At 72.6% G+C, this 14,727-nt stretch carries 16 protein-coding genes; 4 read left to right on the top strand and 12 right to left on the bottom strand.

From position 1 onward, the window contains the following. Positions 1 to 45 precede the first annotated feature (45 nt). From ACGF0J_RS04605 to ACGF0J_RS04585, 5 genes are read right to left on the bottom strand one after another with little or no spacing between them, the layout of a single operon-like run. On the bottom strand, positions 46 to 1,011 hold the full coding sequence (locus ACGF0J_RS04605; RefSeq protein ID WP_393142065.1) for an ABC transporter ATP-binding protein: 966 nt from the start codon (positions 1,009 to 1,011) through the stop codon (positions 46 to 48). Then, a complete protein-coding gene (locus tag ACGF0J_RS04600; protein WP_393142064.1) occupies positions 1,011 to 1,952 on the bottom strand; it encodes an ABC transporter ATP-binding protein in 942 nt (313 codons plus the stop codon). Before ACGF0J_RS04600 ends, ACGF0J_RS04605 begins: the two co-directional genes overlap by 1 nt. Then, positions 1,949 to 2,839, bottom strand: coding sequence for an ABC transporter permease (locus ACGF0J_RS04595; RefSeq protein WP_393142063.1), 891 nt, complete (start codon positions 2,837 to 2,839; stop codon positions 1,949 to 1,951). Before ACGF0J_RS04595 ends, ACGF0J_RS04600 begins: the two co-directional genes overlap by 4 nt. Beyond that, entirely contained in the window at positions 2,836 to 3,831 is a 996-nt protein-coding gene (locus tag ACGF0J_RS04590; protein WP_393142062.1) for an ABC transporter permease, read from the bottom strand. The genes ACGF0J_RS04595 and ACGF0J_RS04590 overlap by 4 nt, the downstream gene beginning before the upstream one ends. A gap of 20 nt (positions 3,832 to 3,851) precedes the next feature. Then, a complete protein-coding gene (locus tag ACGF0J_RS04585) occupies positions 3,852 to 5,609 on the bottom strand; it encodes an ABC transporter substrate-binding protein (RefSeq protein ID WP_393142061.1) in 1,758 nt (585 codons plus the stop codon). A 328-nt stretch (positions 5,610 to 5,937) separates the two neighbouring features. On the opposite strand from ACGF0J_RS04585, the gene ACGF0J_RS04580 reads away from it, so the two are divergent. Then, complete coding sequence (locus ACGF0J_RS04580) at positions 5,938 to 6,960, top strand: LacI family DNA-binding transcriptional regulator (RefSeq protein ID WP_393142060.1); 1,023 nt, start codon at positions 5,938 to 5,940, stop codon at positions 6,958 to 6,960. A 25-nt stretch (positions 6,961 to 6,985) separates the two neighbouring features. Here ACGF0J_RS04580 and ACGF0J_RS04575 read toward each other — a convergent pair whose 3' ends face one another. Continuing rightward, positions 6,986 to 7,843: an FRG domain-containing protein gene (locus tag ACGF0J_RS04575; protein WP_393142059.1), complete on the bottom strand. Its 858-nt coding sequence runs from the start codon at positions 7,841 to 7,843 to the stop codon at positions 6,986 to 6,988. 26 nt (positions 7,844 to 7,869) lie between these two features. On the opposite strand from ACGF0J_RS04575, the gene ACGF0J_RS04570 reads away from it, so the two are divergent. Beyond that, entirely contained in the window at positions 7,870 to 7,998 is a 129-nt protein-coding gene (locus ACGF0J_RS04570; RefSeq protein ID WP_393142058.1) for a helix-turn-helix domain-containing protein, read from the top strand. Positions 7,999 to 8,050: 52 nt separating this feature from the next. Here ACGF0J_RS04570 and ACGF0J_RS04565 read toward each other — a convergent pair whose 3' ends face one another. From ACGF0J_RS04565 to ACGF0J_RS04540, 6 genes are all read right to left on the bottom strand, one after another. Beyond that, positions 8,051 to 8,422, bottom strand: coding sequence for a VOC family protein (locus ACGF0J_RS04565; protein WP_393142057.1), 372 nt, complete (start codon positions 8,420 to 8,422; stop codon positions 8,051 to 8,053). Between the two features lie 12 nt (positions 8,423 to 8,434). After that, a complete protein-coding gene (locus ACGF0J_RS04560) occupies positions 8,435 to 8,812 on the bottom strand; it encodes a VOC family protein (RefSeq protein ID WP_393142056.1) in 378 nt (125 codons plus the stop codon). Positions 8,813 to 8,973: 161 nt separating this feature from the next. Next, positions 8,974 to 10,149, bottom strand: a complete 1,176-nt coding sequence (locus ACGF0J_RS04555) for an ABC transporter permease (RefSeq protein ID WP_393142711.1) — start codon at positions 10,147 to 10,149, stop codon at positions 8,974 to 8,976. A gap of 92 nt (positions 10,150 to 10,241) precedes the next feature. Beyond that, a complete protein-coding gene (locus ACGF0J_RS04550) occupies positions 10,242 to 11,036 on the bottom strand; it encodes an ABC transporter ATP-binding protein (protein ID WP_393142055.1) in 795 nt (264 codons plus the stop codon). Between the two features lie 5 nt (positions 11,037 to 11,041). Beyond that, a complete protein-coding gene (locus ACGF0J_RS04545) occupies positions 11,042 to 12,184 on the bottom strand; it encodes a peptidoglycan-binding protein (RefSeq protein WP_393142054.1) in 1,143 nt (380 codons plus the stop codon). Next, positions 12,184 to 12,708, bottom strand: coding sequence for a hypothetical protein (locus ACGF0J_RS04540; RefSeq protein WP_393142053.1), 525 nt, complete (start codon positions 12,706 to 12,708; stop codon positions 12,184 to 12,186). Before ACGF0J_RS04540 ends, ACGF0J_RS04545 begins: the two co-directional genes overlap by 1 nt. Positions 12,709 to 12,856: 148 nt before the next feature. Between ACGF0J_RS04540 and ACGF0J_RS04535 the strand changes: the two genes are divergently transcribed. After that, on the top strand, positions 12,857 to 13,513 hold the full coding sequence (locus ACGF0J_RS04535) for a response regulator transcription factor (RefSeq protein WP_393142052.1): 657 nt from the start codon (positions 12,857 to 12,859) through the stop codon (positions 13,511 to 13,513). Next, positions 13,510 to 14,718 (top strand): sensor histidine kinase, encoded by a 1,209-nt coding sequence (locus ACGF0J_RS04530; RefSeq protein ID WP_393142051.1) that lies wholly within the window; start codon positions 13,510 to 13,512, stop codon positions 14,716 to 14,718. Before ACGF0J_RS04535 ends, ACGF0J_RS04530 begins: the two co-directional genes overlap by 4 nt. Positions 14,719 to 14,727 lie beyond the last annotated feature (9 nt).

The raw sequence follows: 14,727 nt of genomic DNA, 5'->3' as shown, positions 1-14,727 counted from the left end.
GGGAATCCACGCTGTGCGGGTCGGAGCAGGCGGTTCCGCGGGCCCTCAGGCGGGCGGGCAGTCGGCGAGCCGGGCGCAGGCGACCAGGTGTCCCGGCCCGGCCTCGGCCATCGGCCCGCCCACCGTCCGCCCGCCCACCGTCCGCCCGCCCGCCGTCCGCCCGCCCGCCGTCCGCCCGCTCGCCGTCCGCTCGCCGCCCGCGGCCCCACTCTCGTGGTAGAGGCAGGACGTCACGGGCGGCGGATCCTCCCAGGGCGCGTTCAGCCGGGGCACCGCGGCCAGCAGGGCCCGCGTGTAGGGGTGCCGGGGGTCGCCGAACACCAGGTCCGTCGGGCCCATCTCGACGACGGCGCCGCCGCGCAGCACGACCGTGCGCTCTGCCAGGTAGGTGCCGAGTGACAGGTCATGGGTGACGTACAGCACGCCGAGACCGCGGGTCTTCAGCTCGGCCAGCAGGTTGAGCACGTCGATCCGGGTGGAGGCGTCGAGCATGCTGGTGATCTCGTCGGCGACCAGCAGCTTGAGGTCGAGCAGCAGCGCGCGGGCGATGAGCATGCGCTGGAGCTGGCCGCCGCTGAGCTGGTGGGGGTACTTGCCGAGCACCTCGCCGGGGTTGAGCCGCACGTCACGCACCGCGCTCTCCACGCGCTGCTCCCACTCCGCCGTCGCGACCCGCGGGAAGTAGCTCTCCCTGATCAGCGTGAACACGCGGTCGGCCTTGAAGACCGGGTTGTAGCAGCTGAACGGGTCCTGGAAGACGCCCTGGACGGCCCGGTAGTAGTCCTTGCCCGGCCTGACCGGCGCCCCGTCCACGGTGATGGAGCCGCTGGTCACGGAGGTCAGGCCGAGGATCATCCGGCCGATGGTGCTCTTGCCGCTGCCGCTCTCGCCGATCAGCGAGACCACCTCGCCCGGCCGCACGTCGAAGCTCACCCCGCCGACGGCCGTGACCGTCCGCCCGCCGAAGGTGCCGGTCCTGAACACCTTGGTGACGTTGTCGAGTCTCAGCATCAGGCCTTCCAGCACGCGACGAAGTGGTCAGGCTCGGTCTCGGTCACCGGCGGGTCCTCGGCGCACCCCTCGTCGGCGAGCGGGCAGCGGTCGCGGAACCGGCAGCCGGGCGGCGGGTCCAGCAGGGAGGGCGGGCTGCCGGCGATTCCGGACAGCCGCCGCTCGGCGTGCCGGACGCCGACCTCGGGCAGCGAGTTGATCAGCATGCGGGTGTACGGGTGGCGGGGCGCCTTGACCATGACGTCGGCGGGCGCCTTCTCGGCCAGCCGGCCCGCGTACATCACCATGATCGTGTCGGCGATGTGGGAGGTGAGGGCCAGGTCGTGGGTGATGAAGATCATGCTCTTGACGAAGCCGCTGTCGCGGAAGCCGAGCAGGGCGCGGGCCACCGCCTTCTGGGTGGACACGTCGAGCGCGGAGGTGATCTCGTCGGCCACCAGCAGCGACGGGTCGAGCAGCGTCGATACGACCATGACCATGCGCTGCTTCATGCCGCCGGACAGTTCGAGGGGATAGCGGTCCAGCACCTCGCGGGGCAGACCGACGAGGTCGAGCCGGCGCTCCAGCTTGGCGTGGTCGAGGGCGACGCCGCGCGACTTCAGCAACTCGGCGACCATCCGGCCGATGCGGCGGGTGGGGTTGAGCGCGCTCATCGAGTACTGCGGGACCAGCGAGACCTCGTGGAAGCGGAACTCGTTCATCCGCCGGTCGTCGGCGATGGGCAGCTCGCGGCCGTCCAGCTCGACCGTGCCGCCGGCGTGCCGCATCCGCCCGTCCAGGCGGATGAGGCTCTTGCCGAGCGTCGTCTTGCCGCACCCGGACTCGCCGGCGAGGCCGAGGATCTCGCCGTCGCGCACGCCGAACGACACGCCGTCGAGCGCCTTCACCTCGCCCCGCAGCGTCCGGTAGGAGACCCGCAGGTCGGTCACCCTGAGTGTCATGTCGTCCTCAGCTTGGGGTTGAAGACCTCGTCGAGGCCGACGTTGGCGACGTAGAGGGCGCCCACGATCGCGGTGATCGCCAGGCCGGGCGGCACGAACCACCACCACAGGCCGAGTTGCAGCGCGCTCCACTGGGTGGCGTTCTGCAGCATCAGCCCGAGCGAGACGCCCTCCGTAGGGCCGAGCCCGATGAAGTCGAGCGACGAGGCGATGAGCACCGACCCGCCGAACAGCAGGATGAACGTCATGAACAGGTAGGAGCTCATGTTGGGCGCGATCTCCCGGGCGATGATGCGCGGCGTGGACAGGCCGCTGAGCCGGGCCAGGTCCACGAAGTCGCGGCCGCGCAGCGAGAACGTCTGCGCCCGGATCGCCCGCGCCGCCCACGGCCAGGAGGTCAGGCCGATGAACAGCGCCTGCACGGCGACGCTGCGGATGCCGAGGTAGGCGTTGACGATGAGCAGCACCGCCAGCGTCGGGATGACGAGCACGACGTTGGTGAGCATGTTCAGCACCTCGTCCACCAGGCCGCCCCGGTAGCCGGCGGCGAACCCCACCACCATCGCGATCACCGCGGCGATCCCGCCGCCGAGCGCCCCGGCGGCGAACGTGGTGCGCAGGCCGTACACGAACTGGGTGAAGACGTCCTGGCCGAACGTCGTCGTGCCGAACCAGTGCTCGGCCGACGGCGGCAGCATCGGGGCGGCGACGTACTCGTTGGGCGCCGTGACGCCGAGGACGAGCGGCCCGAGCAGGCCGAGCAGCAGCAGGGCCAGCACCAGCCCGAAGCCGGCGACCAGCTTGCCGTTGCGCACCGCGAAGTGCAGCGCCTCCCGGCGGACCACCCGGGTCCCGGCGCGGCCCTCGGCGAGGGGGGTCGTCGTCATGCCTGGGCACCCGCCATTCCGGCTCGTGTGCGGGGATCGACCACGACGTAGACGAGGTCGATGACGAAGTTGGCCACGAGCACGCCGATCACGATGAACATGAACGTGCCCTGCAGCAGGAAGAAGTCCTGGTTCTGGATGGCCTTGAGGATCAGGCTGCCCAGCCCCGGATAGGAGAAGACGATCTCGGTGACGAGCGCGCCCGCCACCAGCACGCCGAGCTGCAGCGCGAGCCCGGTGATCTGCGGGAGCACCGCGTTGCGGAAGGCGTAGCGGCGGATCAGCTTGGCCGGCGCGCCGAGCGCTGCCAGGTAGGTGGCGTAGTCGGACTCCAGCTCATAGATGATCATGTTGCGCATGCCGATGGCCCAGCCGCCGAGCGCCACGAGGAACAGCGACAGGAACGGCAGCACCCAGTGGTGCAGCAGGCTCAGCAGGAACTCCCCGGTCAGCGCCGGCTGGAGCGAGAAGGCGTAGCCGCCGGCCACCGGGAACCAGCCCGCCACCACCCCGAGCCCCCAGGCCAGCAGCACGGCCAGCCACATGTACGGCATGGCCGTCAGCACGTATCCGACGGGCAGGACGGTGTTGTCGAGCAGCCTGCGCCGCGCCGCGTAGGCGCCGAGCCGGTTGCCGGCCCACCAGCTCAGCAGCACCGCCGGGATCATCAGCGCCAGCGTGTACGGCACCGCCCGCAGGATGACCGTGCTGACCGGGGTGGGGAACAGCCAGATGCTGATGCCGAAGTCACCGCGCAGCAGGGTCGCCCAGAAGCCGGCGTACTGCTCCCACAGCGGCCGGTCGAAGCCGAACAGGTCGGTGTAGTAGACGCGCATCGCCTCGACGGCCGCGGGCTGCGACACGCCGGTCCTGGCCAGCATGCCCGCCACGGGGTCGCCCGGCATGAAGCGCGGGATCATCCAGTTGACGGTGACGGCGACCACGAAGGTCAGCGCGTAGACGAGGAGTTTCCTGCCGAAGTATTGGCGCACGGGGGCCTCTCCAGGGCCGGTCAGGAGCCGGCCGGCTGGATCTGCGTGAGCGTCTCGAACCCGCCCAGCTCCAGCCAGTGGCGCCACATCACCGGCGCGGACTTGGGGGCGCCCTGCGCGGCGGACGGCCAGTTCTTCCACGAGGCGACGCTGGACTGGGCCCACAGGCCGTTGTACCAGAGCGGGATGATCGGCATCTCGTCGAGGTGGATCCGCTGGATCTGCGAGATGATCGTCTTCATGCCGGCGACGTCGTCGGTGCGGACCTGGTTGAGCTGCTGCACCAGTTCCCAGGCGCGCTTGTTCTCGTAGCGGCCGAAGTTGACGGTGTTCTGCGTCTTGTTGACGGGGAGCTGGAAGACGTAGTCGTAGTACGTCCACGGGGTGTTGGAGAGCTGGCGCTCGTTGTTGACCAGCAGGTCGAAGTCACCCTTGCTGCGCTTCTCGACCAGGGCGTTGAAGTCGGGGAAGTCGGGGGTGACGTCGATGCCGGCGGCCTTGGCGCCGGTGGCGATGGTGCGGGCCGCCTCCATCCAGTCGGTCCAGCCGGTCGGCACGATCAGCGAGAGCTTGATCTTGGATCCGTCCTTGTTCTCCACCAGCCCGTCGCCGTCGCGGTCACGGTAGCCGGCGTCGGCCAACGTCTTCCTGGCCTTGGCGGTGTCGAAGGCGAAGCCGGCGGCGCCCACCACGGCCTGGTCGACGAACTGCTCCCACTGCGGCAGCAGGCCGGTCGGGCTGGCCACCTTGACGAGGTTGCCGTACACGCCTTCGACGATCTTCTTGGTGTCGACGGAGGCGGCCAGCGCCTTGCGGAAGGCCGGATCGTCCATCGGCTTCCTGGTGGTGTTGGGCACCAGCCAGGCGGTGTTGGCCGAGAGCATGTACGGCGGCTGGTCGTAGAAGGTGGTGATGCCGAAGTTGCCCTTGACCAGGTTGGCGACGCCGGGCAGGAAGTTGTTGCTCAGGTCGAGGCCCTTCTGCAGCAGCATGCCCATGGCCACCTCGTTGCTGGGGGTGGCGACGTCCACGATGTACCGCGGTTTGGGCTCCTTGCCGAGGGCGGCCCTGCCCCACCAGTCGTCGCGCCTGACATAGACGACGCGGTCCTGGTCGTGGCTCTGGTAGGCGTAGGCGCCGGAGCCGACGGGCTTGTCGTTGGCGCCGTTGAGCACCTCCTCCTCCGACCGGCCGGCCCAGATGTGCTCGGGCACGATGACGCGGCTGTAGAGGTTGAAGTCCCACTCCTGGTAGTTGGCCTTGGAGAAGGTGAACCGCACCGTCCTGTCGTCGACGGCCTCGGCGCTCTTGAGCCAGTCGAACAGGTTGTGGAACGAGATCGTCTCGATCTTGCCCAGGCCGTAGGAGAAGGCCACGTCCTTGGCGGTGAGCGGCTTGCCGTCGGACCAGGTGACCCCGGAGCGGATCTTGGCCTCGTAGACGGTGTCGCCGGTCCAGGAGCCGCTCTCGGCGAGCCAGGGGACGAGCTTGGCGGCGTTGGGGTCGTAGTGGAAGAGCGTCTCGTAGACCAGCCCCTTGGTGCCGGTGGCGTGGTCGCCTTCGCGAATGGGGTTGAAGTGGGCGGGCGGGCCCCACTGGGTGCCGGTGGTGTAGAGCGTCTCGTTGCGGGGCAGCGAGCCGGGGTTCCCCGGGTTGCCGGCGGGCGGGCTCGCGCCCTGGGAGCCCTGAGGGGGCGGGGTGGCGCCGCCACCGGAACAGGCGGCGGCGGCCAGGGCCGCCGCAAGGAGCGGAACGAGAATCCGCGCCCGCTTTCGCATCTGTCTCTCCTTCCCCCGCCGCGGCGGAGGCTCGACCGTCTGTCTCAGCCCCGAGGTGGCGGCCCGTGGGCGCGCCGTGGTGGACCGGTCAGCGGCCGTTCCGCGCGCGGGCAGGCAAGCGGCAGGCTCGCCGTGAGAGCGCTCCCACTGAACCGGGTAAGCAACGCGACCGTAAAATCGCGCGCACGCCCAGTCAAGACCTGTGATGAGGTCGAGATCCCTCAACCCCGCTCTCGGCCGGAAATCCCCCGTTGACCCGTGTCATCCGGAGCCGGCGGGAGTATGGTTCGTCTGCACGTATGGCTAACCGGTTCACGCGGGGGGCTCGGTGAAGCGTCCGACGATCGCCGACATCGCACGGCGCGCGGGAGTCTCCAAGGTGGCCGTATCGTACGCCCTCAACGACCGGCCCGGGGTGTCGGCGGCCAAGCGAGCGGTGATCAAGGCGATCGCGGAGGAGATCGGCTGGCGGCCCAACAGCGCCGCGCGGGCGCTGAGCCGGGCGCGGGCCCACTCCGTCGGCCTGACGCTGTGCCGGCCCGCCCGCATCCTCGGCGTGGAGCCGTTCTTCATGGAGCTGATCAGCGGCATCGAGAGCGAACTGTCCCGGCGCTCGTACGCGCTGATGCTGCAGGTGGCGAGCACGCCGGAGGAGGAGCTGGAGGTCTACCGCCGCTGGTCCGGCGAGGGGCGGGTGGACGGAGTGATCCTGGTCGACCTCCGCTTCGCCGACCCCCGGATCGCCGCCCTGGAGGAGCTCGGCCTGCCGGCGGTGGTGATCGGCCATCCGTCGGAGTCCGGGCCGCTGGCGGCGGTGTGGTCCGACGACGCCGCGCCCGTACGCGAGACCGTCGAATACCTGGCGGCGCTCGGGCACCGCAGGATCGCCCGGGTGGCCGGGCTGCCCGAGCTGGTGCACACGGTGCTGCGCGACCGGGCGTTCGGCGACGCCTGCGCGGAGCTGGGGGTGGACTGGCACGCCGTCATGCACACCGACTACACCGGCGCGGAGGGGGCCCGGGCCACCCGCCGCCTGGTGAGCACGCCCACCCGCCCGACCGCGATCGTCTACGACAACGACATCATGGCCGTCGCCGGGATGTCGGCGGCCCGCGAGCTGCGGCTGGACGTGCCCGAGGACCTGTCGATCGTGGCCTGGGACGACTCGCCGCTCTCGCAGGTCGTCCGGCCGGCACTCAGCGCGGTCACCCGCGACATCCCCGCCTACGGCGCCCGCGCGGCGCGCACCCTGCTGTCGCTGATCGCCGGGGAGGACGCGGCGGGCTCCGAGGACGCCGCCGCCCGCCTGGTGCCGCGCGGCAGCACCGCCCCACCACCCGCCGCCCGATGACGCGCCCGGGCGCGGTCGAGGTCCGTCACGGGGCGTCCGGCGGCGTCTGGTCTGCCATCCGGGTGGCGGCGCAGGCGTCCTCGTCCCAGGTGAGAGCGGAGCCGGGCGAGTAGTAGCGGCGCAGCCACGCGGCCAGCCCGTCCAGGCCGGGCATCAGCGCGCGCTCGGTGATCCCCGCCTGGTCCAGCCGCTCGCGGACCTCGGCCTTGACCTCGGGTGGCACCCGCCAGGCCCACCACAAATCGCGATGCTTGTCCAGCCAGTCCTCGACCGGCCGGGTCACGTCCGACAGCGCTGACAGCACCGACGACTGGGTGATGATCCGCTCGTCCAGCGAAGGCGGCTCGAAGAACGCCAGGAACGGGTCGTCGGCGCCCAGCTCGTCGAGGGTGTCGAGGTCGGGCACCGCGCGCGCCAGCATCTCGGTGGTGAACAGCAGCGCCCCTTCGGCGTCGAGCACCTCGCGCAGCGGCGCGGGCAGCCGCCGGTGCACGGCCGCGCAGTCCACGCCGACGAGCATCGCCTCCTCCTCCGGCCAGGCGACCGTGGCGAAGTGCAGCGCCACCAGCGGCGAGAACGTCCAGTCGAGCAGCCGGGTGGGCAGGCCGTGGTGCTGCCCGAGGGCGAGCCAGTCCCACAGGGTCGGGCCGGGCGCCTGGCGGTGGGCGTACTTGCGGAAGTTGCGGATGAGGTGCCGTTCCACGCTCCGGCAGTCGCCGGTCAGCCGCGTGAGCCCCGCGAGCAACCCGTACGGAGGGCGGGCCCGGCCGCGGAAGACCATGGTCGAGTGGGAGTGGCCGCCCGTGCCATGCCCGCGCAGGCCGCTGACCTCGCTGATCGTGTCGTCGAGCTCCCTCCAGGAGGACACCGTGCGGATCGCCATGCCGCTACCGATGCCCCTTCGGTGGAGTGCCACACCTCAGGACCGGCAAGGGCAAGGCCATCAGGTTCTCGACCCTGACCCGGCTGTGCGAGGTGCTGGAGTGCCGGCGGGGCGACCTGCTGCGCTACACCGAGGACCCGCCGCCCGGCTCGTGACGGCCCCGGCCACCCGCTCCGCCCGGGTGGGCGGAGCGGGTGGCCGCTGTCCTCAGGGCTCCTGCAGGACCGACAGGATGTTGCCCGCCGGGTCGGTGAACCACGCGATGAGCGGGCCGCCGCCGCGGAAGATCCCCCGCTCGTCCGTCTCCAGGTGCGGGTAGCGCTCGAAGCGGACCCCGCGCGCGGCCAGCTCGTCCACGGCCTTGCCGATGTCGTCCACCGGGAAGTTGAGCACGGTGTACGTGGCCGGAACATGGTCGTCCTTCGGGTAGACCAGGATGTCCCGGCCGCCCGCGATGTGCAGGGTCAGCAGGCCGTTCGCCACCGACACCGACAGGCCGAGCGTGCCCTCGTAGAACGCCCTGGCCGCCTCGACGTCGTCCACGGAGAAGCCGCTGTACGCCTTGACCGAGCCGAACATGGTGACCTCCCCTCACATGGCCGCGCGATGTTCGTCGCTGAGCTGGATGATCTGGACGTAGTTGCCGTCCGGGTCGAGCGCGGTGGCGAACAGGCTGCCGTCACGGTCTTCGAGCTCCGCCAGCCACGATACGCCGAGCCCGTTCATCCGGGCGACCACGGCGCGGGCGTCGGCCACGTCGAAGTTGAGGATGAACCGGCCGGGCTCGGGATTCTTGTCGGAGATGTCGGCGCGGGTGTCGACGATGAGGTGGAAGCCGCCGAACGTGAACACCCGGTAGTCGCCGACCACGGTGTCGGCCTCCGGGTCGAGCGCGGCGGCGTACCAGCGGCCCAGCCGTCCGGGGTCGGTGCTGGCGAGCAGCAGGCCGTCCAGGGTGGGTCGTTTCATGATGCCTCCCGAGGCGATGAGGTGCTGTTACCTGTCCTGACTCGGCGGCGGGCTGGAACTCATCGCTCGGGAGGCATCGTCTTCTGTCAGCCGCAGGCCCCGGATGCGAGGGCGCCGTTGTGGGCGGCGGCGTTGCGGGCGGTATGCCCGCTCGTGCCGGGTCACGGTGCGGCGAGGGCTTCCGTCGGGGAGAGGCGGGCGGCGCGGACGGCCGGGTAGAGGCCGGCGACCGCGCCGATGGCGAGGGTGGCGGCGAGGCCGCCGCCGGTCGCCCAGGCGGGCACGACAGCCGGCCACCCCTGGTAGAGCGCGTACCCGGCCGTGACGGCCGTGCCGAGCAGCACCCCGCCGGCGCCGCCCAGCGCCGACAGCAGCAGCGACTCCGCGAGGAACTGCGTGCGGATCTGGCCGCGCGTCGCGCCGAGCGAGCGGCGCAGCCCGATCTCCGGACGCCGCTCCAGCACCGAGATGACCATGGTGTTGGCCACGCCGACGCCGCCGACGAGCAGCGCCACCGCGCCGACGCCCAGCAGCAGCCCGGTGAACGCCTGGCTGGTGGCCTGCTTGGCGGCGAGAGCGTCGGACGGGCGTGACACCTCGACCTCGTTCGGCGCCTGCGGGTTCGCGGTCGCGGCCAGCACCGCGCGGACGGCCTCCAGCCGGGTCTCCGCCGACCGGGTGTAGAGGGTCGTCGGGTGCCCGTCGAAGTCGAGGACGGTCTCGGCGACGGGCCAGCCCACGAGGGCGGCCGTGTCCAGTTCGGTGGCCAGCGGCACCGGGGCGAGCACCCCGACGACCGTGAACCTCCGCCCGCCGACGACCACTTGGGTTTCGGGCCCGGCGGCGGCCACGCCCAGCCGAGCGGCGGCGGTGGATCCGAGCACGACGGCCGGGTAACGGTGGGTGGCCGCGTTCAGCCAGGTGCCGCTGCGCGGCGCGGCGCCGACGGTGGCGAGCAGGTCGGGGCGGGCGGCGTAGACGGAGATGCCGCCGGTCTGGGCGCGGGGGATCTCCTCGCTGCGGTACACCTTCGCGTCGGGCAGGTACCCGATGGCGGAGACGGCCTCGACGGGGCCGATCCGCTCGATCATCGCCTCGGCGTCCACCGGCATCTTGGCCTCCTCGCCGAGGAGGGTGCGGCCGGAGGAGACGGTGAGCAGGTTGGTGCCGAGCGCGGAGAGCGTGCGGTCCAGCTCGGCTCCCGACGAGGAGGAGATGCCGACCACGCCGATCATGGCGGCGATGCCGATGGCGATGCCCAGCGCGGACAGGAACGCGCGCAGCGGCCGGGTGCGCAGACCCACCGCCCCGACGCGCAGCACGTCACGCGACCGCATCCGGGCCGGGACGGGCGGCGGCCGGTCGGCGTGCTCGGCCACGGCGTGCTCGGCCACGGCGTGCTCGGCCACGGCGTGCTCAGGCCCGGCCATCACGTTTCTCCCGCCGTGACGGCCACGACCGGCCTGTCCGAAGAGGCGGCCGGGTCGCTGGCGTCGGCGCCGGTGTTGCCGCCGGTGTCGGTGTCGGTGTCGGTGTCGGTGTCGGTGTCGGTGTCGGTGTCGGTGTCGGTGTCGGCGATGATCCGGCCGTCGCGCATGCGCACCTGCCGGGGCAGGCCGGCGGCGATCTCCCGGTCGTGGGTGATGATCACGATGGTGGTCCCGGCGGCGTTCAGGTCGCGCAGCAGATCCATCACCCCCGCGCCCGAGACGGAGTCGAGGGCGCCCGTCGGCTCGTCGGCCAGCAGCACCGGCGGGTCGCCCGCCACGGCCCGTGCGATGGCGACCCGCTGCCGCTCTCCCCCGGACAGCTCGTGCGGCTCGTGGCCGAGCCGGTGGCCGAGGCCCACCCGGCGCAGCGCGTCGGCGGCGCGACGCCGCCGCTCGGGCCGGGGCAGGTCGCTGTAGAGCAGCCCGTCGGCGACGTTGTCCAGGGCGGGCACCCTGGCGGCGAGGTGGAAGTGCTGGAAGACGAACCCGATCCGGGTCGCCCGCAGTGCCGACAGCGCCCTGTCGGACAGGGCGGAGACGTCGTAGCCGTCGACGCGCACGGTCCCGGACGTCGGCCGGTCGAGCGTGCCGATGGTGTTGAGCATGGTCGACTTGCCGGACCCCGACGGGCCGACGATGGCGACCAGCTCGCCCCGCCCGATCTCCAGCGACACCCCCGCCAGCGCCACGACGCCGCCGGGGTAGGCCTTGGTCACCTCGGACATGGCGATCATGGGCGTCACCTGGGCACCCCCACCGTCATGCCCGCCGTGAGGCCGGCTCCGCTGATCTCGACGCGGCCGCCGGCGAACAGGCCGGTCTCCACCGGGACGTACCTGGTGGAGCCGCCCTCGACGACCTCGACGCCGAAGCCGCCCTCGCGCAGGGCGACGAGCGCGGCGACCGGCACGGTGAGCACGTCCTCGCGCCGGGCAGCGGTGAAGGTGACGTCCACGGCGGCCTGGTCGAACCGTGCGGCCGCCCTGCGCGCGGCCTTGCCGCCGCCCAGCGAGACGAGCGCCTCCAGCCTCGTCAGCGGCTCCGCGTTCGGGCCGTCGCCGGGCTCGATGACGGTGGCCACCTCCGTCACCTTGCCGGACGAGCGCCCGCCGTCGGGGAAGGTGACGGCGACCTTGGCTCCCTTGGCGGCCATCCGCTGGTCCTCCGCGTCCAGCCGGACGGTGACGACCTTCTCGGTGCCGGTGTAGGACAGGACCGCGCGGCCGGGGGCGGTGGGCTGACCGGCCTGGGCGTCCAGTGCCTGCACGCGGACCGCCCCGGTGGCGAAGACGACCCGGCCCAGCTCGACGACGCCGGTCCGCTCCAGGCCGCGGTCGTCCTGCCATTCCATGACGGCTTCGGCGGTGGCCGCGGTGTAGGTGTCGTCCACGGTGAAGCCCTCGTAGCCGAGCTTGCGCAGGTTGCGCTCCAGGTTCTCGACGTCGCGGCCTTCCACGCCGATGCGCAGGTCGCGGTAGGCGGGCGTGGAGCCGTACATGAGCACGACGGGGTCGTTGTCGACGCGGTACAGCGACCTGCCGCAGGTGATCCGGGCGCCGCTGTCGGGCAGCCAGGTGATCGTGCCGGGCGCTCGGCTCACCGCCGTGGTGGCGGGGCCGTAGCCGAGTTCGCCGTCCACGTCACGGGTGTCGTCGAGCGTCTGCTGGGTGATCCGGGTGGTGGCGGGTGGCAGGGCGGCCGTAGCCGGCTCGGCCCCGCCACCCTCCAGCAGGCCGGTGCCGGTCACGGTCACGGCGGCCACCCCGGTGAGGGCGACGGCGGTGAGCAGGGCCGCCGCCTTCCGGCCCCGGCGGCGGCGTGGCCGGGGCGACGGCGGTTCGGTGCCGGCGGCGGGCGGGTCGCCGAGGCTGGCGCGCCCCATCAGGAGCGTCCCGCGTTCAGCCGGCACTTCTGCTGGGCCGCCTCGAAGTCGGGGTCTTCGGCGATCTTTCCGGTGACGCGCAAGCCGCCGCCCGGCTCCGGGTCGGGGAAGTCCGGCACGCCGTTGTCGCGCATGCACTGGGCGAGCGCGCGCATCCGCTCGGCGTTCTGCTGGGCGCCCGGCCCGTCGCCGCCCATCGGCTGGTACTGCTTGCACGCCGCCATGGCTTTGTCCATGGTCGCCTTGCTGCCGGGCGCGGCGGAGACCATGATGCCCTTGCCGGGTTGCGGGTCGGCCATGTCGATGCCGTTCTCCCGCATGCACTGCGCGAACTTCACCGCTTTCTCGTCGTTGCTCAGGCTCGGCGTGGCGCTGCCGGTGGCCGACGGGCCCCCGCCGGTGGCCGAGGCGACGTCGGAGCCGCCGCCGTCGTCCGCGCCGCATCCGGCCAGGGTCAGGGCTGCGGCCAGGGCCAGCGCCGGGACCGCGCCGAGGACCCGTCCCTGTCGTGAGGTGTTGCGCATGTGCTCTCCTCGTCCGGGCCGGACCCGTGCCGGCCGTACGGGGAGAGATGCAACCGGGCGCTCGGTTTCCCGGCCGTTTCCGCCGGCGCTAACGCGGAGGAAACGACCGCTGCGGCAGGATCGGCGCGGTGCGTGAGGAAGGACGGCGATGCGGGTTCTGGTGGTGGAGGACGAGCGCGTGCTCGCCGACGCGATAGCCGAGTGGCTGCGCGAGGAGACGCACGCGGTCGACACCGCGCACGACGGCGCGGCGGCGCTGGAGCGGCTCGCGGTCAACGACTACGACGTGGTCGTCCTCGACCGGGACCTGCCGGTGGTGCACGGCGACGACGTGTGCCGTGAACTGGTCGCGTCGGAGTCGGCCGCACGGGTGCTCATGCTCACGGCCGCCGCGGAGATCGGCGACCGGGTGGCGGGCCTGTCGCTGGGCGCCGACGATTACCTCGCCAAGCCCTTCGCGTTCGCCGAGCTGGCCGCGCGGGTGCTGGCGCTGGGGCGGCGGGCGCGGCCCGCGGCGCCGCCGGTGCTGCGACGGGCCGGGATCACGCTCGACCCCGCGCGCCGCGAGGTGTTCAGGGACGGCAGGTACGTGCCGCTGTCGAAGAAGGAGTTCGCCGTGCTGACGGAGTTGTTGCGGGCCAACGGGGCGGTGGTGCCGGCCGAGACGCTGCTGGAGAAGGCGTGGGACGAGAACGCCGACCCGTTCACCGGCGTGGTCCGCCTGACGGTGCTCAAGCTGCGCCGCAAGCTCGGCGAGCCGGCGGTGGTGCTGACGGTGCCAGGTGTGGGGTACCGGATTCCATGAGGCCATTCTTCCGCGCCTCGCACCCCACGCTGCGGGCCCGGCTCACGTTCGTGTACGGGGCGCTGTTCCTGCTCGCCGGGCTGACGCTGCTCGCCGTCACCTACCTGCTGTTCACCCAGCAGCTCGCGCAGTCGTTCGGTTCCCGGTACGGCGGCCCGGGCGACCGGCCGACCCGGCTCGCCATCGTCTCGCCCGGCGGGTACATGCTGCAGGGCGACGACGCGCTGCGCTGGTTGCAGGCGCAGGAGGCCGAGCTCCGCGAGGCGGCCGTGACGTCGCTGCTGAGCCAGGGGGCCGTCGCCCTGGGCGTGGTCGGCCTCGTCGCCGGCGCGCTCGGCTGGGTGGCGGCCGGCCGGATGCTCGCCCCGCTGCGCCTGGTGACCGCCACGGCCCGGCGCATCGCCGCCGCCCCGGCCGCCGAGCGCGGCCTGCATGAGCGCATCGCGCTGCGCGGGCCGGTGGACGAGGTGAAGGAGCTGGCCGACACGTTCGACACCATGGTCGAACGGCTCGACCACTCCTTCGACGGGCAGCGCAGGTTCGTCGCCAACGCCTCCCACGAGCTGCGCACCCCGTTGACGCTCAACCGGGCGCTGGTCGAGCTGGCCATGCACCGCAGGTCGGCCTCGGCCGACGTGAGACAGCTCGGGGAGAGCCTGCTGGAGATCAACGTCCGGCACGAGCGGCTCATCTCGGGGCTGCTGCTGCTGGCCCGCGCCGACCACGAGATCGGCGACCGGTCTCCGGTGGACCTGGCCGACGTGGTGGCCCACGTGGTGGCGCAGACGGCCGCGGAGGCGGAGCAGGCGCGCGTCACCGTGCGGGAGGCGGCCTTCCCCGCTCCGGCCGGGGGCGACGCGATGCTGCTCGAACGGATGGTGCACAACCTGGTCGAGAACGGCATCCGGCACAACACCGGCGACGGCACCGGCTGGGTGCGGGTCGCCAGCCGCGTCCCGCCCGGAGGAGGGGCCGAGGTGGAGGTGGCCAACAGCGGCCCTGCCGTGCCGCCGTACGAGGTGCCGGCGCTGTTCAAGCCGTTCCACCGGCTCGGCGAGGAGCGCGTGGTCACCGGGCGCGGCGCCGGGCTGGGCCTGTCGATCGTCCGGTCGGTGGCGCGGGCGCACGGCGGCGACGTCACGGCCCGGCCGCGCGAGGGCGGCGGGCTCGTCGTCACCGTCACGCTCCCCCGCCCGCCGGTGTGACAGCGGAGA

It is taken from the genome of Nonomuraea sp. NPDC047897 (genome assembly GCF_043204415.1).
Taxonomy (GTDB): Bacteria; Actinomycetota; Actinomycetes; order Streptosporangiales; family Streptosporangiaceae; genus Nonomuraea.
This window is presented reverse-complemented; position numbering and strand designations above follow the sequence as displayed.

Coding starts and splice junctions, on each gene's coding strand:
- ACGF0J_RS04605 (WP_393142065.1), bottom strand. CDS start 1,011: ATGCTGAGACTCGACAACGTCACCAAGGTGTTCAGGACCGGCACCTTC.
- ACGF0J_RS04600 (WP_393142064.1), bottom strand. CDS start 1,952: ATGACACTCAGGGTGACCGACCTGCGGGTCTCCTACCGGACGCTGCGG.
- ACGF0J_RS04595 (WP_393142063.1), bottom strand. CDS start 2,839: ATGACGACGACCCCCCTCGCCGAGGGCCGCGCCGGGACCCGGGTGGTC.
- ACGF0J_RS04585 (WP_393142061.1), bottom strand. CDS start 5,609: ATGCGAAAGCGGGCGCGGATTCTCGTTCCGCTCCTTGCGGCGGCCCTG.
- ACGF0J_RS04575 (WP_393142059.1), bottom strand. CDS start 7,843: ATGGCGATCCGCACGGTGTCCTCCTGGAGGGAGCTCGACGACACGATC.
- ACGF0J_RS04565 (WP_393142057.1), bottom strand. CDS start 8,422: ATGTTCGGCTCGGTCAAGGCGTACAGCGGCTTCTCCGTGGACGACGTC.
- ACGF0J_RS04560 (WP_393142056.1), bottom strand. CDS start 8,812: ATGAAACGACCCACCCTGGACGGCCTGCTGCTCGCCAGCACCGACCCC.
- ACGF0J_RS04555 (WP_393142711.1), bottom strand. CDS start 10,149: ATGCGGTCGCGTGACGTGCTGCGCGTCGGGGCGGTGGGTCTGCGCACC.
- ACGF0J_RS04550 (WP_393142055.1), bottom strand. CDS start 11,036: ATGATCGCCATGTCCGAGGTGACCAAGGCCTACCCCGGCGGCGTCGTG.
- ACGF0J_RS04545 (WP_393142054.1), bottom strand. CDS start 12,184: ATGGGGCGCGCCAGCCTCGGCGACCCGCCCGCCGCCGGCACCGAACCG.
- ACGF0J_RS04540 (WP_393142053.1), bottom strand. CDS start 12,708: ATGCGCAACACCTCACGACAGGGACGGGTCCTCGGCGCGGTCCCGGCG.
- ACGF0J_RS04535 (WP_393142052.1), top strand. CDS start 12,857: ATGCGGGTTCTGGTGGTGGAGGACGAGCGCGTGCTCGCCGACGCGATA.
- ACGF0J_RS04530 (WP_393142051.1), top strand. CDS start 13,510: ATGAGGCCATTCTTCCGCGCCTCGCACCCCACGCTGCGGGCCCGGCTC.